This window comes from Tepidimicrobium xylanilyticum, from assembly GCF_900106765.1.
GTDB lineage: Bacteria > Bacillota > Clostridia > Tissierellales > Tepidimicrobiaceae > Tepidimicrobium > Tepidimicrobium xylanilyticum.
In genome coordinates this window covers 144,878-165,790 of record NZ_FNNG01000006.1, presented here as the reverse complement: position 1 = coordinate 165,790, position 20,913 = coordinate 144,878, and the positions used below count along the sequence as shown (strand labels likewise).

24 protein-coding genes and 1 tRNA gene are annotated in these 20,913 nt (G+C 32.1%); 23 read left to right on the top strand and 2 right to left on the bottom strand.

The window, feature by feature from the left end:
• The 6 genes from BLV68_RS08405 to spoIVA form a co-directional block, all read left to right on the top strand.
• A partial coding sequence (locus BLV68_RS08405; RefSeq protein WP_093752781.1) for a serine hydroxymethyltransferase occupies positions 1-870 on the top strand: 870 nt, incomplete at its 5' end.
• Positions 871-987: 117 nt separating this feature from the next.
• A complete protein-coding gene (locus BLV68_RS08400; protein ID WP_093752779.1) occupies positions 988-2,337 on the top strand; it encodes a DUF512 domain-containing protein in 1,350 nt (449 codons plus the stop codon).
• Positions 2,330-3,646 carry a ribosome biogenesis GTPase Der gene (gene der / locus BLV68_RS08395; RefSeq protein ID WP_093752777.1) on the top strand — a complete coding sequence of 439 codons (1,317 nt, stop codon included), beginning with the start codon at positions 2,330-2,332 and terminating at the stop codon, positions 3,644-3,646. The genes BLV68_RS08400 and der overlap by 8 nt, the downstream gene beginning before the upstream one ends.
• Before the next feature lie 2 nt (positions 3,647-3,648).
• Complete coding sequence (gene plsY, locus BLV68_RS08390) at positions 3,649-4,245, top strand: glycerol-3-phosphate 1-O-acyltransferase PlsY (RefSeq protein ID WP_234949862.1); 597 nt, start codon at positions 3,649-3,651, stop codon at positions 4,243-4,245.
• Between the two features lie 43 nt (positions 4,246-4,288).
• Positions 4,289-5,311, top strand: coding sequence for an NAD(P)H-dependent glycerol-3-phosphate dehydrogenase (locus BLV68_RS08385; RefSeq protein ID WP_143035257.1), 1,023 nt, complete (start codon positions 4,289-4,291; stop codon positions 5,309-5,311).
• Between the two features lie 121 nt (positions 5,312-5,432).
• Positions 5,433-6,911, top strand: a complete 1,479-nt coding sequence (gene spoIVA, locus BLV68_RS08380) for a stage IV sporulation protein A (protein ID WP_093752771.1) — start codon at positions 5,433-5,435, stop codon at positions 6,909-6,911.
• Between the two features lie 73 nt (positions 6,912-6,984).
• Here the strand turns inward: spoIVA and BLV68_RS08375 are convergent.
• Positions 6,985-7,061, bottom strand: a tRNA-Pro gene (locus BLV68_RS08375).
• Between the two features lie 250 nt (positions 7,062-7,311).
• Between BLV68_RS08375 and BLV68_RS08370 the strand changes: the two genes are divergently transcribed.
• The 12 genes from BLV68_RS08370 to pyrR all read left to right on the top strand — a co-directional run bounded on the left by BLV68_RS08370 (position 7,312) and on the right by pyrR (position 15,663).
• Entirely contained in the window at positions 7,312-7,692 is a 381-nt protein-coding gene (locus BLV68_RS08370) for a hypothetical protein (RefSeq protein WP_093752769.1), read from the top strand.
• Positions 7,693-7,747: 55 nt separating this feature from the next.
• Positions 7,748-9,040 carry an HlyD family efflux transporter periplasmic adaptor subunit gene (locus BLV68_RS08365; RefSeq protein ID WP_093752767.1) on the top strand — a complete coding sequence of 431 codons (1,293 nt, stop codon included), beginning with the start codon at positions 7,748-7,750 and terminating at the stop codon, positions 9,038-9,040.
• On the top strand, positions 9,036-9,746 hold the full coding sequence (locus BLV68_RS08360; RefSeq protein ID WP_317922155.1) for a YggS family pyridoxal phosphate-dependent enzyme: 711 nt from the start codon (positions 9,036-9,038) through the stop codon (positions 9,744-9,746). The genes BLV68_RS08365 and BLV68_RS08360 overlap by 5 nt, the downstream gene beginning before the upstream one ends.
• Before the next feature lie 15 nt (positions 9,747-9,761).
• Positions 9,762-10,202, top strand: coding sequence for a cell division protein SepF (locus BLV68_RS08355; RefSeq protein ID WP_093752763.1), 441 nt, complete (start codon positions 9,762-9,764; stop codon positions 10,200-10,202).
• Positions 10,203-10,228: 26 nt separating this feature from the next.
• The gene (locus tag BLV68_RS08350; RefSeq protein ID WP_093752762.1) at positions 10,229-10,492 is read left to right on the top strand and encodes a YggT family protein; all 264 of its coding nucleotides are present in this window, start codon (positions 10,229-10,231) and stop codon (positions 10,490-10,492) included.
• An 8-nt stretch (positions 10,493-10,500) separates the two neighbouring features.
• The gene (locus BLV68_RS08345; protein WP_093752801.1) at positions 10,501-11,295 is read left to right on the top strand and encodes a YlmH family RNA-binding protein; all 795 of its coding nucleotides are present in this window, start codon (positions 10,501-10,503) and stop codon (positions 11,293-11,295) included.
• A 14-nt stretch (positions 11,296-11,309) separates the two neighbouring features.
• Complete coding sequence (locus BLV68_RS08340; RefSeq protein WP_093752760.1) at positions 11,310-11,885, top strand: DivIVA domain-containing protein; 576 nt, start codon at positions 11,310-11,312, stop codon at positions 11,883-11,885.
• Between the two features lie 43 nt (positions 11,886-11,928).
• Positions 11,929-12,711 (top strand): bifunctional 3-deoxy-7-phosphoheptulonate synthase/chorismate mutase, encoded by a 783-nt coding sequence (locus tag BLV68_RS08335; protein ID WP_093752758.1) that lies wholly within the window; start codon positions 11,929-11,931, stop codon positions 12,709-12,711.
• A gap of 269 nt (positions 12,712-12,980) precedes the next feature.
• Positions 12,981-13,595 carry a TraR/DksA C4-type zinc finger protein gene (locus tag BLV68_RS08330; RefSeq protein WP_093752756.1) on the top strand — a complete coding sequence of 205 codons (615 nt, stop codon included), beginning with the start codon at positions 12,981-12,983 and terminating at the stop codon, positions 13,593-13,595.
• Between the two features lie 109 nt (positions 13,596-13,704).
• The gene (lspA, locus tag BLV68_RS08325) at positions 13,705-14,187 is read left to right on the top strand and encodes a signal peptidase II (RefSeq protein ID WP_268807625.1); all 483 of its coding nucleotides are present in this window, start codon (positions 13,705-13,707) and stop codon (positions 14,185-14,187) included.
• Between the two features lie 8 nt (positions 14,188-14,195).
• Positions 14,196-15,116 carry an RluA family pseudouridine synthase gene (locus BLV68_RS08320; RefSeq protein WP_093752752.1) on the top strand — a complete coding sequence of 307 codons (921 nt, stop codon included), beginning with the start codon at positions 14,196-14,198 and terminating at the stop codon, positions 15,114-15,116.
• Positions 15,117-15,120: 4 nt separating this feature from the next.
• A complete protein-coding gene (pyrR, locus tag BLV68_RS08315) occupies positions 15,121-15,663 on the top strand; it encodes a bifunctional pyr operon transcriptional regulator/uracil phosphoribosyltransferase PyrR (RefSeq protein WP_093752750.1) in 543 nt (180 codons plus the stop codon).
• Here the strand turns inward: pyrR and BLV68_RS08310 are convergent.
• Entirely contained in the window at positions 15,660-17,426 is a 1,767-nt protein-coding gene (locus BLV68_RS08310) for an Rqc2 family fibronectin-binding protein (RefSeq protein ID WP_093752748.1), read from the bottom strand. The two genes, pyrR and BLV68_RS08310, sit on opposite strands and share 4 nt — an antisense overlap.
• 242 nt (positions 17,427-17,668) lie before the next feature.
• Here BLV68_RS08310 and BLV68_RS08305 point away from each other — a divergent pair, with 242 nt between their 5' ends.
• The 5 genes from BLV68_RS08305 to coaBC are packed head-to-tail and all read left to right on the top strand — an operon-like array spanning position 17,669 to position 20,885.
• Positions 17,669-18,550 (top strand): YicC/YloC family endoribonuclease, encoded by an 882-nt coding sequence (locus tag BLV68_RS08305; protein WP_093752746.1) that lies wholly within the window; start codon positions 17,669-17,671, stop codon positions 18,548-18,550.
• A gap of 22 nt (positions 18,551-18,572) precedes the next feature.
• Entirely contained in the window at positions 18,573-18,830 is a 258-nt protein-coding gene (gene remA / locus BLV68_RS08300) for an extracellular matrix/biofilm regulator RemA (protein ID WP_455432174.1), read from the top strand.
• 15 nt (positions 18,831-18,845) lie between these two features.
• Entirely contained in the window at positions 18,846-19,448 is a 603-nt protein-coding gene (gmk, locus tag BLV68_RS08295) for a guanylate kinase (protein WP_093752742.1), read from the top strand.
• 10 nt (positions 19,449-19,458) lie between these two features.
• Complete coding sequence (gene rpoZ / locus BLV68_RS08290) at positions 19,459-19,668, top strand: DNA-directed RNA polymerase subunit omega (RefSeq protein WP_093752740.1); 210 nt, start codon at positions 19,459-19,461, stop codon at positions 19,666-19,668.
• A gap of 8 nt (positions 19,669-19,676) precedes the next feature.
• Positions 19,677-20,885, top strand: coding sequence for a bifunctional phosphopantothenoylcysteine decarboxylase/phosphopantothenate--cysteine ligase CoaBC (gene coaBC / locus BLV68_RS08285; protein ID WP_093752738.1), 1,209 nt, complete (start codon positions 19,677-19,679; stop codon positions 20,883-20,885).
• Positions 20,886-20,913 lie beyond the last annotated feature (28 nt).

Below are 20,913 nucleotides of genomic sequence, written 5' to 3'. Positions count from 1 at the left end.
CAAGGTGGGCACTTAACCCATGGCAGCCCAGTTAATATTTCAGGAACCTACTTTAACTTTATAGCTTATGGAGTAGATAAGGAAACTGAAGTTATAGATTATGATGAAGTTAGAAAGATAGCTTTAAAGGAAAAGCCAAAGATGATAGTTGCTGGTGCTAGTGCTTATCCAAGAATTATCGACTTTGCAAAGTTTAGAGGAATAGCAGATGAAGTCGGTGCTTACTTAATGGTGGATATGGCTCACATTGCAGGATTAGTAGCTGCAGGACTTCATCCAAGTCCAGTGCCATATGCTGATTTTGTAACGACAACTACCCATAAAACATTGAGAGGACCAAGAGGTGGAGCAATTCTATGTAAAAAAGAATATGCCAAAGCTGTTGACAAAGCAATTTTCCCTGGGATTCAAGGCGGTCCATTGATGCATGTTATTGCTGCTAAGGCAGTTAGTTTTGGCGAAGCATTAAAAGATGATTTTAAAGAATATCAGAAACAAGTGGTAAAAAATGCTAAAGCTTTAGCAGAAAGTCTCATTGAGAGAGGATTTAGATTAGTATCAGGTGGTACAGATAATCATCTGATGTTAATCGATGTGCGAACTAAAGGTTTAACAGGTAAAAAAGCAGAAGAGTTATTAGAAGTAGTAAATGTAACAACTAATAAGAATACCATTCCTTTTGACCCAGAGAGTCCTTTCATAACAAGTGGAATTAGAATTGGAACACCTGCAGTAACTACTAGAGGCATGAAAGAAGAAGAAATGAGAAGGATTGCAGAGATAATCGATTTAGCATTAGATGAGAACAACAGTAGAGATGAAATAAGGAATATGGTCCTAGACCTTTGTAAGGATTTTCCTCTATATTAATAAATTTAAGCCTACAGTATTTGTAGGCTTAAATTTATTAATAAAAGCTATGTATAATTAAGGTATTTTGCTATAATAGAATAGATGATTTAAATATATAATATGGAAGGATAAAAAATGGAACTAAAGAGGATTTATGATTATAAGAATATAATTGAAAAAGTTGCGAAAAATAGCATTGCTGATGAATTGGGAATTGAACCAAAAGATGTGCTATTATCCATAAATGGAAAAGGAATTAAGGATATTATAGATTATAAATTTTTAATATCTGATGAGTATGTTGAAATAGAAATTGAAAAAGAAAATGGGGACATATGGTTGCTAGAAATAGAGAAGGAGTATGATGAGGATCTAGGCATAGAATTTACCAATCCATTAATAGATAAAGCTAAGTCATGCAGGAATAAATGTATTTTTTGTTTCATAGACCAGCTGCCTCCAAATATGAGAGAAACCTTGTATTTTAAAGACGATGATTCTAGGTTATCTTTTTTACAAGGAAATTTTATTACATTGACCAATATGAGTGAAGATGAAATCAATAGGATAATTGAATATAGGCTAAGCCCGATAAATATATCTGTTCACACTACTAATCCAGAATTAAGGATAAAGATGTTGAATAATAAGAATGCAGGTAATATTTTTTCTATATTAAAAAGATTTAAGGAGGCAAATATAAAGGTAAATTGTCAGATCGTTTTGGTTCCCAATGTGAATGATGGAGAAGAATTAAGAAGGACTTTAGAAGACCTATCTAGTCTTTATCCTAGTATAGAAAGTGTGGCAGTGGTGCCTGTTGGTTTGACTAAGTATAGGGAAAAACTTTATAAGATTGAGCCCTTTGACTATAATAAATCAAAAGAGGTATTAGATTTTATTAAAGAAGTACAAAATAAATTTATAGAAGAGTTAGGAACTAGATTTGTATTTGCTTCAGATGAATTCTATGCTGTGACAAAGGAGCCTTTGCCATCTTATGAGGCTTATGAAGGATTTCCACAGTTAGAAAATGGAGTGGGATTATTGAAGACCTTTGAGCATAGCGTTGAAATGGAATTGGCCAAAATAGATGGGATAAAATACTGTAATAAAAGATATATTATAGTAACTGGGACCTTGGCAGCAGATTATATGAACAAAATAAAGGATAAGGTTGTGGAGAAATTCAAAAACTTAAATTTAAAAGTAGTAGCTATAGAGAACGAGTTTTTTGGAAAGTCTATCACCGTATCTGGGCTAATTACCGGGAGGGATATTATTGCTCAACTGACAGATTATAATAATGTAGACGGAATAATAATTCCAAAATCCATGTTAAAACAGGATACCTATATATTCTTAGATGATTTAACTGTTAAGGATGTAGAAAATAGATTAAAGGTTAAAGTAATTCCAGTGGAAGTTTCGGGATGGGATTTTATTAATCTATTCAAAGAAGACAGGAGTGATAATAATGGATAGACCAGTAGTTTGCATTGTAGGGAGGCCTAATGTAGGAAAATCTACTTTATTTAATAAAATTGTAAGAAAAAGAATAGCAATAACTGAAGATAACCCTGGAGTAACTAGAGATAGAATATATTCTGAAGCGGAATGGTTAAATAAGTACTTTACCCTAATAGATACAGGAGGATTGGAGCCAGAAGCAGAAGAAATAATTCCAACTCACATAAGACAGCAAGTTGAAATTGCCATTGAAAGTGCTGATGTAATTTTATTTATAGTAGATGGAATGGAAGGTGTTACCTCAACTGATAGAGATATAGCTAATATGCTAAGAAAGTCCGGGAAAGAGGTATTATTGGTATGTAATAAAATCGATACTAAAGGAGTTTCTGATCAAATATATGAGTTTTATGAACTAGGGCTAGGTTCTCCTATAGCCATTTCTGCTGAACAGGGTTTAGGTATAGGAGATTTATTAGATGAGGTAATAAAGCATTTTCCAGAGCATAAAGATATAGAGTATGATGATGAACATGTTAAAATAGCCATAATTGGAAAACCAAATGTTGGGAAATCCTCTCTGATAAATAATATTTTAGGAGAGGATAGGGTCATAGTTACTGATATTCCTGGTACTACTAGGGATGCTATTGATACTTATTTTACATATGGTGAAGATAAGTATATATTTATCGATACCGCTGGATTAAGGAGAAAAAGAAGCATTTTTGAAAAGGTAGAAAGGTATAGCGTTATTCGTACTTTAACTGCTGTTGATAGGTCTGATATATGTGTTTTAGTAATTGATGCTACTGAAGGTGTATCAGAGCAGGATACAAAGATTGCCGGATATGCACATGATAACGGGAAGGGCCTTATAATTGCAGTAAATAAGTGGGATTTAATTGAAAAGGAAACCAATACCCATTTAGAATTTGAAAAGGATATTAGAAATAAGCTAAGTTTTATTTCCTATGCGCCTATAGTGTTTATATCAGCAAAGACTGGAAAGCGAGTGGATAGATTATTTCAGCTATTGAAGGTAGTCAACAATAATATTAATTTGAGGATAAGTACTGGAGTATTAAATGATATCATTAGCGAGGCAATATTACTAAGTCAGCCACCTTCAGACAAGGGAGTCCGATTAAAAATCTATTATGGAACTCAAGTAGGCGTTAGACCTCCAAAATTCTTAATTTTCATAAATAAAAAGGAATTAATGCATTTTTCTTATCAGCGATATCTAGAAAATCAAATAAGGAAATATTTTGGTTTTGATGGAACGCCTATTCAATTTGAATTTAAGGAAAAGGGTGAATAATATTGAATGGTATATTAACTGCTATAATCTCCTATCTTGTTGGAAGTTTTTCCTCTGCTTATGTTCTTGGAAAAGTGTTGATGAAAAAGGATATAAGAGCTTATGGCAGTGGCAATGCTGGTACTACTAACGCATTTAGAGTTTTTGGTAAAAAGATTGGTGCTATGACTTTTATTTTCGACATGTTAAAGGGCATGTTAGCAGTCTATATTGGAGGAAGAATTATGGGTTATAATGGAGAAATAATTTCAGGATTATTTGTAGTAGTTGGTCATAATTGGCCTGTATTTTTCAAATTTAAAGGAGGTAGAGGTATAGCAACATCTTTTGGTGTATTATTATTCTTATACTGGCCTATAGCCATTATATCCTTTGTGTTTTTTGTAGCTGTAGTGCTTATAACCAGATATGTGTCCTTAGGTTCGATCTTATGCGCCATCTTAGTGCCTATTCTTTCTATTACCATAAGAAAACCTTTTGACATAAGTTATTTCATTTTAACTGTTGTTTTAGCTATAATGGCAATATTTAGACATAGGGACAATATTAAAAGGTTAATACAAGGAAAAGAGTATAAGATTGGTCAAAAAGTTAAATAGGATTAAGTACAGTTTTAGGATAAAGCAATAGGAGGAACTTATGATGAAAAGAGTTGGCGTATTAGGGGGAGGTAGCTGGGGAACTGCGTTGGCTATACTCCTGTCAAATAATAATCATAGTGTGGATATATGGATTAGAGATGCAAAACAAAAAGAGCATATGGTAAATTTTAGAGAGAATAAAAAGTATCTACCAGGAATTTCTATTCCAGAAAATATTAATGTAACTGATGATCTTTCTCAAGTTATACATAATAAAGATATAATAGTTTTATCTATACCTTCTCATGGAATTCGAAAAGTACTCAATGATAGTAAGAAGTATTTTAGAAATGATCAAGTTATAGTGAATGTGGCCAAGGGAATTGAAAATAACACTCTCTTAAGAATATCTGAAATAGTTCATGAAATATTGCCTGACAATCCTTATGCAGTATTATCAGGACCATCTCATGCTGAAGAAGTTGCACAGAACATGCCTACAACGTTGGTATCTGCTTCTAAGGAAAAGGCAATTGCGGAATATGTTCAAGATATTTTTATGTCTCCTTATTTTAGAGTTTATACCAATCCAGATGTTATAGGAGTTGAACTAGGAGGTTCTTTAAAAAATGTAATTGCTTTAGGAGCAGGTATTTCAGACGGTTTAGGATATGGAGATAACACCAAAGCTGCATTGATGACAAGGGGTATTATTGAGATAGCGAGGCTTGGTGAGAGGATGGGAGCAAATATTTCTACGTTTTCAGGCCTTGCAGGTATAGGAGATTTAATAGTCACCTGTACCAGCATGCATAGTAGGAATAGACGGGCTGGTATATTGATAGGACAAGGTAAAAGCCTACAGGAGGCAATTGAATCTATAGGAATGGTAGTAGAAGGCATAAAAACTACTAAGTCTGCCTATGCACTGGCTAAGAAATATCAAGTTACAATGCCAATTACAAAAGAAATATATGAAGTTCTTTATGAAGGTAAAAATGTAAAAAATTCTGTAATCAATCTAATGTTAAGGGATAAGAAACATGAAATGGAAGATATAATAAAAAATCAAATAAAAGAATAGTAAAACCTGCTATGTATATAGTAGGTTTTTTTTCAACCCTATCATATTATTAAGACTAGTACATATATATATAATGTTAAGGATTATCGTTACATAATAGGAAAGAAAAGGAGGGGAAAAGGTGGAAAAATACGACATATATAAGGATATAGCCGAAAGGACCCAAGGGGATATATATGCGGGGGTAGTAGGGCCTGTAAGAACGGGAAAGTCCACTTTTATAAAAAGGTTTATGGAATTGTTGGTAATACCTAATATTCAAAATAAGTATAAGAAGGAGAGGGCTAAAGATGAGTTGCCCTTAAGTGGAGCAGGCAAAACAATTATGACTACTGAACCAAAATTTGTACCTAACGAAGCAGTAGAACTGGTATTAAAGGATAATATAACCTTTAAGGTGAGGATGGTAGACTGTGTTGGATACTTAGTTAAAGGAGCTTTAGGACATGAGGAAGATCATATTCCACGCATGGTTTCAACCCCTTGGCATGAAAATGATATACCTTTTGAAGAAGCTGCAGAAATAGGAACTAGGAAGGTAATTACAGACCATTCAACCATAGGTATTGTAGTAACTACAGATGGCTCTATTACGGATATTGAAAGGACCAACTATATAAAAGCTGAAGAACGAGTAATATTTGAACTTAAAGAACTAGAAAAGCCTTTTATAATAGTTCTTAATACTAAACATCCCAATTTAGATAGTACTTTAGCTTTAAGGGAGAGCCTTGAAGAAAAATATGGAGTTTCAGTAGTAGCTATTGATTGCCTAAATATGGAAATTGAGGATGTGGAAAGAATATTTGAAAAATTGTTATTTGAATTTCCTATTAAGGAGATTACCATCAAGTTTCCAGGTTGGATTGAAGGTTTACCAAGGAGCCATTGGATAAAAAATAGCATTTTGAGTTCCTTGAAGGAATCAATACAGACTTTACAGAAGTTAAACGAAGTGGAAATTTCTTTAAAAACTTTAAGAGAATTAGAAATTGTAAAGAATGTAAATATTAAGGAGATAAAATTGGGAGAAGGGGTTGTTAATGCAGAATTAATTGTAGATGAGGAATTGTTCTTCGAAGTTTTAAAAGAGATGACAGGTTATACTATTGAAGGGGATTATCAAATACTTGGGTTAATAAGTAAACTGGCAGAAACTAAAAAAGAATATGATAAAATAGAAAGTGCACTGGGGCAGGCTAAGGAAATAGGATATGGTTTGGTAAGTCCAAGCTTAGATGAAATGGAATTGGCAGAACCTGAAATATATAGGCAAGGCAATAGATTTGGTGTGAAATTGAAAGCTCGTGCTCCTTCTCTTCATATATTAAGATGCGATATAACTACTGAGGTATCACCATTAATAGGGACTGAAAAACAAAGCGAGGAATTAGTTAAATATTTTCTGGATGAATTTGAAGAAGACCCATCAAAAATTTGGCAATCTAATTTATTTGGGAAATCTCTATATGATTTGGTTAATGAACAATTACAGGGGAAATTAAACACTATGCCAGATGATGCAAGGAATAAGATGAGAAGAGCTTTAGAAAGAATAATCAACGATGGTAGCGGTGGGTTGATTTGCATAATAATATAATAGAAGTAAAATGGGTACAAAAAAGGGACCTAATACTCAGGTCCTTTTTGCATTTTTACATATTAAATAAAAATGGTCGGGATGACTGGATTCGAACCAGCGACTCCAAGTCCCCCAGACTTGTGCGCTACCTGACTGCGCCACATCCCGATGCTTATTATCTAACCCTTTATCCAACTAAAATGAACAGATACAGTTTTTTAATTCTATTACCATATTGTATTATACTATGTTTTTATAGAAATTGCAAACATTTTGTAAACATAAGCATGATAAATTTATAATTAAATGATTGTAGTGTAAATAATATGAAAAATTAATTTTCTAAAGCAGGTTTAATCGAAGGATTAGATGTGATATACTTATATTAGAATATTGTAATATGGAGGTATTCAGAATTTTGCTAAACTATATTCAAAGACTATTAATACCATTATTAATAGTAAACATAGTAGGTTATATATTAGTTGTGTTGAAAGAAAAGATGTATTTAAAAAATAACATAATTATAATAGATAATAAACATGTGACCCCGCAGCATTTGGACAAGGCAGATTTGAAAGAGTTTATAATAGATGGAACAAGAGTAAAAGCTGGCGATGAAATTAAGATAATTACCAAAACAAAAGATAAATTTGAAGGAATTCTTATAGGAGCTATTAGAAGTGAGAGAGCTATTTTAATGGTTACTTATAAAAATGAGATAAAGAAATTAAATGTAGATAATATCATTAAATTTAAAATCATAAGCAGGTATGGTCAGTTTTTTAGTTTTTTATAGAATTGCAATCTGGAGTTAAAAGCATCAAAAATTAGAAACTATTAAGGGTGATAGAATGACCCAAGAAGAACGAAAACTAAAAAGAATGAGAAAAAAACGTAAAAAATGGTTTTTCATTATTTTAATAACCATATTGATTTTATTTAGAAGTGTTCTTTCTTTATTTGCTTCAACATTTAAAACTACATTACCAGAACAATATGAGATAGAGGAAAAGATAAGTACAGAAGCTATAATATTGAGAAGGGAAACACTATATAAATCAGAAGGAGAGGGTAAAGTAGAAATTTATGTGAAACATGGTGAAAGGATTGCAGCAGGAACAAAAATAGGCAAAATAACATTTATTGATGATACCTCAACCTTAAAACAACAATTAGAGGAGGTAGAAAATAAAATTCAAGCATTAACCCAAACGGAGTTAGACATTGAACGAATAAAAGAGGATGAGAGTCAATTAAATGAGGATATTGATAACATTGTAGATGGAATGCAGGAAGCCATTGCAGCAGAAGACTATGAGGTAGCTGGAAATTTGAAGGACAAGCTATTTATGTATTACGACAAAAAGAAGCATGTAGTAAGGGATAATACTTTGATAAACCAGAGCTTGGAAAACCTTAAGAAGAAAAGGGAAGAAATTCAGTTGCAGATTTCAAATAACAGCATAGATTACTTTTCAAAGGAGGCAGGAATTGTATCCTTTAAGTTAGATGGTTACGAAGAAATCTATCCTATTGACCAAAAATACGATTATGGGTATTCAGATTTTGGTAATATATTAGATAAGGGAAGGATGGTATCAAATAACGATATAGTTAAGGCAAATGAGCCTATATTTAAAATAATTGATAATTTTGAGTGGTATATGATAATTAAGGTTGACAACATTAAAGATATTTTTGAATACAAAGAGGGAAATATAATTTTACTAGCTGGAGAGGAGATTAAAGACGAATTAAAGGGAGTAATAGAAAAGATAACTAAAAATGGTACTAAAGGCCTAATTTTAGTTAGGTTCAATAGAGATTTTGAATATTATGTTGAGAAAAGGCATTTACATGTGGATATAATTAAAAATAAGCAGGATGTCTATAGAATACCAAGTAAAACGATAGTGGAAAAGGATGGAATTAAATGGGTATATGTTAAGGATATTAGTGGAATAGTTAAATTAGTTCCAGTAGAAATAATTAAAGAGGATGAAGAATATGTCTACATCAGTCAAGGAGATAAAAATAACAATATTAACATTAAAGGAAAAGATAAAGCCGTAAGAACTGTGAGACAATTTGATGAAATCCTTTTAAATATTGACAACATAAAAGAAGGAATGATTATAGATTAATATTAAGGAGGGAATAAAAATTAATATTAGAGATAATTTACTATATATAAAAGAGAACATAGAAAAAGCTCTTAAAAGGTCAGGAAGAGAAGGTGATAGAGTTCATTTAATAGCAGTAACTAAAACTGTGGATATAGGTAGAATTAAAGAAGCAATTCAGTATGGAATAACTGATATTGGGGAAAATAGGACTCAAGAATTGGTTAATAAGTACGATATTATAGGCGATAAGGTAAATTATCATATGATTGGTCATTTACAGACTAATAAGGTGAAGTATTTAATTAATAAAGTGTCTTTGATCCATTCTTTAGATCGATTATCTTTAGCAAAAGAGTTGAACAAAAGAGCAGGTAATCATGGTATAATAATAGATACATTAGTGCAAGTCAATGTAGCGGAGGAAGAGAGCAAATTTGGTTTGAAAGTAGATGAAGTGATTCCCTTTATAGAAAGCATTCAGGATTATGAAAATATAAGGATAAAAGGACTTATGACAATAGCACCCTATGTTGACAATGCAGAAGAAATTAGATGGGTTTTTAGGGAATTACAGCAATTAAGCGAAAATATAAAAAACAAAGGTTATGCTAATGTGAAGATGGATTTTTTATCAATGGGAATGACCAATGATTATGAAGTAGCTATTGAAGAGGGATCAAATATGGTAAGGATTGGAACTGGTATATTTGGTCAAAGAAAATAAAATGGGAGGGATTTTATGGCAAACATAATGGATAAGCTTAAGTATTTCATTGGAATAGATGATTTAGAAGAGGAAGAATATGATGATTATGAAGACTATGAAGATGAACTAACAGAAATACCTGTTAATACTAATACTAAAAGGATTGGAAATAAGGTACTTAATATCCATACATCTGGAAATATGAAATTGGTGGTACATGAACCGTTAAATTATGAAGATGCCCCCAAGATAGTTGACGATTTAAAAATGCGGAAAACGGTAGTAGTCAACTTAGAGCAATTAGAGCCAGGTATTAAAAGACAAATCTTCGATTTTATAAACGGTGGCCTTTATTCACTAGAGGGCAGTATTCAAAAAGTGACTACGGATATATTCGTTCTAGCTCCAAGCAATGTGGAAATCGATGGAAATATTAAAGATGAATTAAAGAATAAAGGATTATTTCAGTGGTAAAATATTAGGTAAGAGGTAATTAAATTATGGTTTTTTATAGATTTTTAAGCAATTTAGTCTATGTTATAGAGATATTGATTTTTGTCAGAATTATTTTTTCCTTTCTAAGAATTGACCCTTATAATCAGATAGGTAAAATTATCTATGATTTGACAGAACCAATATTAGCACCTGCAAGGGAATTAATCTATAGGCTTGGCATCAATACAGGTATGTTTGATTTCTCTCCAATAGTTGCGATTTTAATATTGAGAACCATTTTATTTTTAGTAAGAGGTATAATATTTTAGATTTTGTGGTGGTAAAATTGAGACTTGATAGGGAATTATTATTAAATCATATAACTGATGAAGACCAGATATTAAATATGCGAAAACTATTAGACAAGCTTGAAATTGTATTAAACAAGCACACTATAGAAACCACTAATTTTATGGATCCCTATCAGAGACGGCTTGCCAGGTCCATATTAAATAGGTTTTTGGATATATCCTATAGGGAACTAGGAGGAATAAATAAGGCCGAAAGAAAGGTAATACAAGTTTATCCGGAATACCTAGCTCATGAGGATATTGAACTACCTATTGGTTTCTTAGAAATTGAAGGCGGTATCAGAACATTGTCTCACAGGGATTTTCTAGGTGGAATATTAAATTTAGGAATAAATAGAGAAAAAATAGGGGATATATTAATACATGAAGATAATGTTCAATTAGTTGTTAAGAGAGAAGTTTTAAGTTATATATTAATGAATTTAACACAAATTGGAAGGCAAAGAGTTGAAGTAAAAGAAATATCAATAGATGAACTAAAACCGGGTATAATAGAATATGAAAAGATTTTTACTACAGTACCTTCACTTAGAATAGATGTTTTAATTAGCAGTGTTTGGAATTTGCCTAGGAAGGAAAGTCAGGGATTAGTGAAGTCCAAAGGGGTTAAAGTTAACTGGGAGCCTGTTGAGAGAGTATCTAAGGAGATTATTGAGGGGGATATTGTTTCAGTTAAAGGCTATGGCAGATTTATGTTAAATTCAACATTAGGAATGAGTAAAAAGGGAAGAGTGAGAATAGAGCTTAGATTACTAAAATAAATGGAGTGAGCTATATGATTACACCCTTAGATATTCAAAACAAGGAATTCAAACGAGCTTTAAGGGGCTATAAATCATCGGAAGTAGACAAATTTTTAGATGAAATAATTGAGGATTATGAAAAAATTTATAAGGAAAATATTGAGTTAAAAGACAAAATACTTGCCTTAGATGAACAGATTAAAAGGTATAACGATTTAGAAGAAACCTTAAAAGATACTCTTGTAGTTGCTCAAAGTACGGCTGATGAGGTAGTTAGGTCTGCACGAGAAAAATCTGAATTAATAATAGAGGATGCAGAATTTAAAGCTAAAAAGATTATGGATGCTGCCAATGAAGAGGTAAAAAGGCTTCGGAAAGAGTGCGAGGAAATGAAAAAGGAGATGTTCATTTTTAGAACTCGATATAAATCCTTTATAGAAGCTCAATTATTAACTTTAGAAGAATTCTATTCAAATATGGAAATGGATAATTCTAGCTTCGAGGAAGTAGATTTACCTGAAGATTACATAGATGAATCTCAAGATGGTAATTTAGCTTCTGAAGTTCATGAGAATTTAGATGAAAATATTAATGAATTGGGGGCCTAGCCCCCAAATTCTATTTAACATTATGCATTTTGGGGGAATTCATATGGTGGATGTAGTTAAGATAAGCGATGAACTTGTGATTGGCGGAAAGGAATTTATTATAATAGCAGGACCTTGTGCGGTGGAAAGCGAAGAGCAGATGGAATCAATTGGGAAATTCTTAAGTGGATTGGGAATAAAAATATTAAGAGGAGGGGCTTTTAAGCCGAGGACCAGTCCTAATGCTTTTCAGGGATTGGGAATGGATGGTTTGAAGATTTTAAAGGATATAAGAAATAGGTATAATTTAAAAGTGGTGTCGGAGATTATGGATCCAAGAGATGTGGAAAAGGCTTATGAATATATAGATATATATCAGGTAGGTTCTAGAAATATGCAAAATTATTCACTCTTAAAGGAAGTAGGAAGAGCAGATAAGCCTATTCTATTAAAAAGGGGGATGGGTGCTACTATAGATGAATGGGTAAAAGCCTCAGAATATATTAGAATAGAAGGAAATGATAGGATTATATTCTGTGAAAGGGGCATTAGGACTTTTGAAGACTATACTAGAAATACTTTAGACTTAGTAAGCATCCCAATCATTCAATCTAAAACCAAATGCCCTATTATAGTAGACCCTAGTCATGGAACTGGTAGGAAAGAGTTAGTATTACCTTCCAGTAAAGCTGCCTTGGCAATTGGAGCTAATGGAATTATGATAGAAGTACATCCTAATCCAGAAAGTGCATTATCAGATGGATTTCAGTCTTTGAATTTTAGAGAATTTGCAGATTTGTTTGAGAGAATAACGAATATGGAGAGGGTATTAAAAACCATTGTGTAGATTATAATCCATTCACTTCATAGAATAGTATTAATAGGATAAAGTGGAGGGATTTTTAATGGGTGAATATTCCCTAGAAGAGTATGATGATGAGCTATTATTTTTTTTCCTCTTACTTTCACATATTTGGGGAGCCAAATACAATAGGCAAAATCTGTTGTTCTTTTTATTAATTTTATTGACAATGTATTCATAATAAGACGAATTATTAATAGGAATAGGGGCATATTATTAAAGACGTATTTATTAATAGCATAAGGAGGAAGGGAATGGGAGATTATGAAAAAGGTGATTTCCTTGGAAGGTTAGAGTATGAGAAGAAGAGAATTTTAGATATTTTAGATAAGATGAAAAATAATGGAGAATTTGGCGCAATGGATGAGTACTATACTGAACTATCTTCTTATGACAATCATCCCGCAGATTTAGGAACGGAAATGTTTGTGATGGAACATGAAAAGGGTTTGATAGATCAGCTTCAAAATACATTGAACGAGATTGAAGAGTCTATTAAGCAATTGGAGGGCAGTGACTATGGCAAATGCCAAGTTTGTGGGAGAAAAATAGATGAGGAAAGGCTAAGGGTAATTCCTTACACTAAACTGTGCATCAATTGTGCTAATAGTAAAATTCCATTAGATAGAAAAAGACAGTTTAGACCTGAAGAGGAGGATAGCATTAGCCCATTTAGCAAAAGTCATAAAGAGGGAAATCAGTTTGATAGAGAGGATAGTTATCAGGAAGTGGCTAGGTACAATAAAGTAGAAAGCGACCCCTCTTTTTCAACTGGTGATGATTTAGGCATCTATGATGAAGAGGATAGTGGAGTTGTCGAGGATGTAGAAAAAATATCAGAAGATTATAGTGATAAAGTAAAGGAATAGATAGAGTATAAAAGGCTTTCAAGGTAGATTAGTGGAAGCCTTTTATTATGGCTAAATTAATCGAAACCATTATTGTAATTAACTTGATTATGTTTTAAAATAGTAATATATTTATAAGTACAAGGAGGAAAATATATTGCTATATTTAATGGGAATATTGATTATCGTATTAGATCAAATAACCAAATTTGCAGCAGTAAAATATTTAAAGGGTAAGAGTCCTTATGTAGTAATAGAGAATTTTTTTCAATTGTGTTATGTAGAAAATACTGGTGCTGCATTTGGCATCTTGCAAAATAAAAAACTTTTTTTTATTGTAATAACAATTTTTGTAATTATAACTATTGTACTTTTTTTAATAAAATATTCTAGTAGTGTAACCCTACTATTTAGATTTGGCCTAATAATGTTATTAGGTGGGGCAATTGGTAATTTTATAGATAGGATAAGGTTAGGCTATGTAGTGGATTTTTTTAGTTTTAAGTTAGGCAGGAATTATAACTTTCCCGTTTTTAATGTGGCAGATATTTTTGTAGTATTAGGAACTATTCTAATAATGGGTTTGATTTTATTAGATAGATATGAGAATTGAGGGATTATATGGATGTAATTGAATTCTATGTAGAAGAGGGATATGGCATAAGGATTGATTTATACCTTGCCAGTAGACTGGAGGGGCTGTCAAGAAATTATATTCAAAAATTGATCAAAGAGGGATTAGTATTAGTAAATGGCAAAATAACTAAGGCTAAATACATTGTTAATGAAGGAGACACTATTCTGTTACAATTACCTACTAAAGAGGAAGAGAAACCAGCTCCAGAAAACATACCTCTAGATATTATATTTGAAGATGATTATATAGTAATCGTCAATAAACCAATAGGCATGGTTGTACACCCTGGGGCTGGGAACGAATCAAAAACATTGGTTAATGCTTTACTATTCCATGTAGATAGTCTTTACACAGGTAATGATATTCAAAGGCCAGGTATAGTCCATAGATTAGACAAGGATACATCAGGTTTGATGGTAGTCGCTAAGAATGAATTAGCATATAATTTTTTAGTTCAACAATTGAAAAATAGGAGTGTTAAGAGAAATTACATAGCCCTAGTTCATGGTATACTAAATCTAGATAAAGGAATAGTAGTGGCCCCTATAGGTAGACATCCAGTGGATAGAAAGAAAATGGCTGTAGTTAGAGAGAATGGCAAGGAAGCTATAACCCACTATAAAGTCATAGAGAGATTTGAAAAATATACATTGTTAAAGGCTTCTTTGGTAACTGGTAGAACCCATCAAATTAGAGTTCATATGGCTTATATCAATCACCCTATAGTTGGGGAGAATGTCTATAGTAAAAGAAAAAATGACTTAGGAGTGAAAACTCAATTATTGCATGCAAATAAACTGGGACTTATTCATCCAAAAACTGGTAACTATATGGAATTTGAGGTCGGTCTGCCTGAAGAATTTAAAAGGGTTTTAGAATTGTTGAGAAAAAAAGGAGGTAGATGATGTCTTGGAGACAAAAGCCCTTATAATGGATGAGAAGGATATTCGGAGAGCAACTACGAGAATTGCCCATGAGATAATAGAAAGGAATAAGGGTGTAGAGGATATTCTATTGGTTGGAATAAAGACTAGAGGTGTGCCCTTTGCCAAAAGATTAGCTAAAAGGATTGAAGAAATTGAGGGTAAGAAATTAGATGTTCTAACTTTAGATATTACATTCTATAGGGATGATTTGACGGAAATTAATAGGGACCCAGTAGTAAAGAAGAACAAAACAGAATATAATATCAATGATAAAATAGTTGTATTAGTCGATGATGTTATTTTTACTGGAAGAACGGCAAGAGCTGCTCTTGATGCATTAGTTGATATGGGGAGAGCAAGAAAAGTTCAATTGGCAGTATTAGTGGATAGAGGTCATAGAGAACTACCCATTAGACCAGATTATGTAGGTAAGAACCTTCCTACTTCAAAGAAAGAAGTTGTAAATGTATGTTTTACCGAGGTTGACGGGGTTGACAAAGTGGTCATAAAAAAGATAGAAGATTAGCCTTCTATCTTTTTTAGACTTTGAATCTTTTCCTTACTAGGTGTTACAAAGATGGTATTGAAGTTTTCATATATAACCATTCCGCTTTTGGCTTTTCTAGGTTTTTTTACATTTTTTCTTTCGGTATAATCTACGGGAACATTGGTAGAATTTTTTGCCTTGCTATAATAGGCTGCTAACATAGCTGCTTCTTTTATTGTAGTATCAGGTACCTTTTTATTTTCAACTTTTATGATTACATGGCTTCCTGGCATCTTTTGAACATGGAACCAAAGGTCCTCCTTTTGTGCAGTCTTTAAAGTTAGTTGATCATTTTGCTTATTATTTTTTCCAACGAAAATATGAAATCCATCAGATGATACATAATGATTGGGTTTGGAAATAGTTTCATTTTTATTTCTATTCGGTTTTCCTTTCAGATAGCCTTCATTAATTAACTCTTCTTTTATTTCTTCGATTTCATCTACGCTCGTACAGTGGTCTATGCTATTCAATATATTTTCTAAATAATAGATTTCTTCCTCGGTTTCAGGAATCTGTTTTAATAGCAGTTGATATGCGTTTTTTAATTTTGAATACTTCTTATAATATCTTTGAGCGTTTTCTGCTGGTGAATACCTTTTATCTAAAGGGACTGTAATTTTTGCCATATCTTCCAAGTAGAAATTTTCCAACTGGACTTCTTCCAATCCTTTTTCCAACCTATGAAGATTAGCGGATATTAAATCACCGTAGATTTTGTATGTTTCCCTATTCTTGCTTTCTAAAAGTTCTTCCTTTTGTTTAGCTAACTTGTTTAAGGAACGTTCTAACTTGGTCTGTACTGATTTCTTTATAGATTGGGCTTTTTGATTTACTCTATCTATTGTATCGTTTTTTATATAGTATTCATCTAGTACTTTGCTAATAGAATTTAAATATACCTTCTGTTGACCTAAATGTCCTATATCGAGGGCATAAAAGGCTATATAATTTTCCTTGAAATTGCTTCTTATTAATAATGGATTATAATCCATCCGTTTAACTTTGTCCATTATTGTATTAAAGGAATTATATAAGTTTTCCTTTTCTTCTAAGGTTAAACTTGATAGTGGTCTATCTATTTCTATATTTCCTTGATAGCATATTTCTTTACTAATTAACGGTCCTAATCCAATAAAATTAGTATAGAAATGTTTAAAAGATTGCTTACTGCCTTTGTCTTTATCAATTAATCTAATGAAATCTTCTTTCGTTATATTTAACGGATTTAGTCTTCCATCCTGTTTTGGATATATATATTCTGTACCAGGTAGAACCTGTCTTATTCTGCTCATTTCGGGAGTTACCTTTTTTATTGAATCGATTACTTTACTGCTTACTTTATCAATCAATATGATATTGCTATATTTACCCATAATTTCAATTACTAGCCTTTTTTCAGTGATACTGCCTAATTCATCAAGGGAAGATATATCTATAAATATAACCCTATCCATATTAAATTGTTCTATATTAGAGATTATCCCTCTAGTCAAGTGTTTCCTCAATACCATGCAAAACATGGGGGGGGAGGATGGATTTATTCTATCATAATGGGTAAAATGGATTCGGGGGTTATTATTGCTGGCAGAAATTAATAAATTTCTATTTTCTCCTTTATTATAAACTTGTATGAGGATTTCATCTTTTTCGTGTTGATATATCTTATCCACTTTTCCACCTAGTATTGTATCTTTCAATTCCTCGATAATAGCTCTTGTAACAATTCCATCAAAAGACATAAGAATTCCTCCACTTTTTATGATATTATAATTATAACATTTCCATATACATAAATAAACTAAAGGATTAACTGATAAACAATATTAAAAAAATGTAATAAATTATAGATTTTTTTTCATTATCAATATAATATTAACTTGAAACATTTAATTTTTACTTTCTACAGAATTAATACTTGATATTGCATTGACAATAGTTAAATAGTTGGTATCATATATTCATATAGGGAGATGATTAATCAATGGTTAGAAGCATGACTGGCTTTGGCAGAGGAATGAGTACCGATGGAGTACATAATTTCAATGTTGAAATAAAAACTATTAATCATAGATATTCTGATATTATCATAAAAATACCTAAACATCTAAGTTACTTAGAGGAAAAAATAAGAAAAAGAGTTAAGAATAGAATTTATAGAGGAAGGGTAGAAGTATATGTAAGTTTGGAGTATATTAATGAGGCAGCAATGGATATAAAAATAGATATTCCATTAGCCAAATCCTATAAAGTCCATTTAGATAGAATAATAGGCGAGCTAGATTTAGAGGATGATGTAAAATTGTCCCATCTATTAACCCTTCCTGAAATAATTAGGACTGAAAGGAAGGAGTTAGACGAAGATGAGGCTTGGAATTGTTTAATGGTAGCTTTAGATATAGCATTGGATAAAGTAATGGATATGAGAAAGGTTGAAGGAAATACACTTAAGGAGGATATTATATCCCAATTACTTGAAGTTAAAGAGATGATTCATAATATTGAACAAAGAGCACCTCTAGTAGTAGAGGAGTATAGAGAAAAACTAAGGGATAGAATTAAAGAGCTACTTAACGAAGAATATGAACTAGATGAAGAAAGATTAAGCAATGAAGTTGCTTTTTTTGCTGACAGATCTGATATAAACGAAGAAGTGGTGAGGTTCAATAGTCACATTAAGCAATTTTTGGAGGCCTTAGAGGAGGAAAATCCAGTTGGCAGAAAACTAGATTTCATTCTTCAAGAGATGAATAGAGAAATAAATACCATTGGTTCGAAGGCCAATGATTTAAGTATAGGTAATTTAATAGTTCAAATAAAAAGTTACTTAGAGAAAATTAGAGAGCAAGTGCAAAATATCGAGTAGTTTAGGAGGGTAAGAGATGAGCATAAAACTAATAAATATTGGTTTTGGAAATATAGTGTCAGCAAATAGAATTATAGCTATAGTAAGCCCAGAATCAGCTCCTATTAAAAGGATGATACAAGATGCAAGGGATAGTGGTATATTAATAGATGCTACTTATGGCAGGAGAACAAGGGCAGTGATTATTACCGATAGTAATCATATTATACTATCTGCAGTACAACCAGAGACTGTTGCACAAAGGTTGAATAATAAATCTAGCGATAAAGTAGAAGATTAGAAGGGAAGTAGTCAAATGTCAAAAGGTTTTCTATTGGTGATATCTGGGCCTTCTGGGGCAGGTAAAGGTACTGTTTGTAGGAGGATATTGGAAAGGAATAAAAAGCTGGTATTTTCCGTTTCAGCAACTACAAGGCTTCCTAGAAGGGGGGAAAAAGAAGGGGTAAACTATTTCTTTGTAGATGAGGAAAAGTTTAATAAGATGATTGAAGATGGGGATTTCTTAGAATATGCTAATGTACATGGGAATCTATATGGGACTCCAAAGAAGTTTGTTTTAGACCAGATTGAAAAAGGTAATATAGTTATATTAGAGATAGATGTGCAAGGGGCCTTACAGGTAAAACAATCTTATCCTGAAGCTGTGTTTGTATTTCTATTGCCACCATCTATGAGCGAATTAAAAAATCGAATTAGAAAAAGAAGAACTGAATCGGAAGATGATATAGACCTTAGATTTAAAAATGCTTTCGAAGAACTAAAATTTGTTGATGAATACGATTATATAGTAATAAATGATGAAGTCATTGAAGCTGTTCAAAAGATAGAAATAATAATAGAGGCAGAAAAATTGAAAGTAAAAAGATTAAGGAATATCATAGATAGCATAATGAAATAGGAGGGGTATTATGTATAGTCCATCAATAAATGAATTAGCGAAAATTGCTGATAGCCGATATACTCTAGTCATGTTGACGGCTAAAAGGTCCAGACAATTGGTAGATGGGGCTAAACCATTAATAGAGACGAATTCAACCAAACCTGTAACTATAGCTATTGAGGAAATAATGGCTGGAAAGTTAAAGTATAAAAGACCTGAGATAAAAGGTTATAAGTAGGTGAAAATATGTTTAAGGATAAAAACATTATAGTAGGGGTAACAGGAGGAATTGCTGCTTATAAAGCAGCTGATTTAGTGAGTAGGCTTAAAAAGGAGAAAGCTAATGTGGAGGTAATTATGACTGAGAATGCTACAAAATTCGTATCTCCTTTGACTTTTCAAACTTTAGCCCTAAATCCGGTATATGTAGATATGTTTAAGGAACCAAGGAATTATGACGTAGAACATATTTCTTTGGCAGAAAAAGCAGATGTGTTTTTGATTGCCCCTGCTACTGCAAATATAATAGGGAAAATAGCTAATGGTATTGCTGACGATCTATTGACTACCACCATAATGGCAACTAGAGCCAAGGTAATATTTGCACCTGCCATGAATACCAACATGTATTTAAATCCAATCGTTCAAAAAAATATTGAGTATTTAAAGAAGCTAGGATACGAATTTATAGACCCAGCAGTAGGTATGTTAGCATGCCAAACCTATGGACCAGGAAGAATGGCAGAGCCAGCTGATATCGTTCAATATTTAAAAAATAGTTTCTATAGTAAGGACTTAATTGGCATGAAATTCATAGTTACAGCTGGTCCCACCATAGAACCAATCGATCCAGTCCGATATGTTACAAATCATTCCAGTGGAAAAATGGGATATAAAATTGCGGAAGAAGGGCAGAAAAGAGGAGCAGAGGTCATACTTATATCTGGCCCAACTAATTTAAAACCACCTGAAGGTGTACAGCTTATTAGAGTAAACACTACATTGGATATGTTCAATGCTGTAAAAGAATATTTTGATAGATGTCATGCTCTAATAAAAGCTGCTGCTCCGCTGGATTATAAGCCAGAAGTAGTAAGTGATGTGAAGATAAAGAAAAAGAATATTGAAAATGACGAATTAAATATTAAGTATATTAGGAATCCTGATATAGCTGCGTATTTTGGTAAAATAAAGAAAGATCAAATAGTAGTCGGTTTTGCAGCAGAAACCAATGATCTTATTGAAAATGCTAAAGAGAAACTTATTAATAAGAATTTAGATTTCATTGTAGCCAATGATGTTTCTAAAGATGGAGCTGGCTTTAAAGAGGATACCAATGTTGTTACAATTATAGATAGAGAGGGAATTATAACTGACTATCCTATTATGGATAAATCAGAAGTGGCGAAGATAATAATTGACAAAGTAAAGAAATTAATAGAAGATAAAAGCTAGATAACCATTTTAATCTAGCTTTTATCTT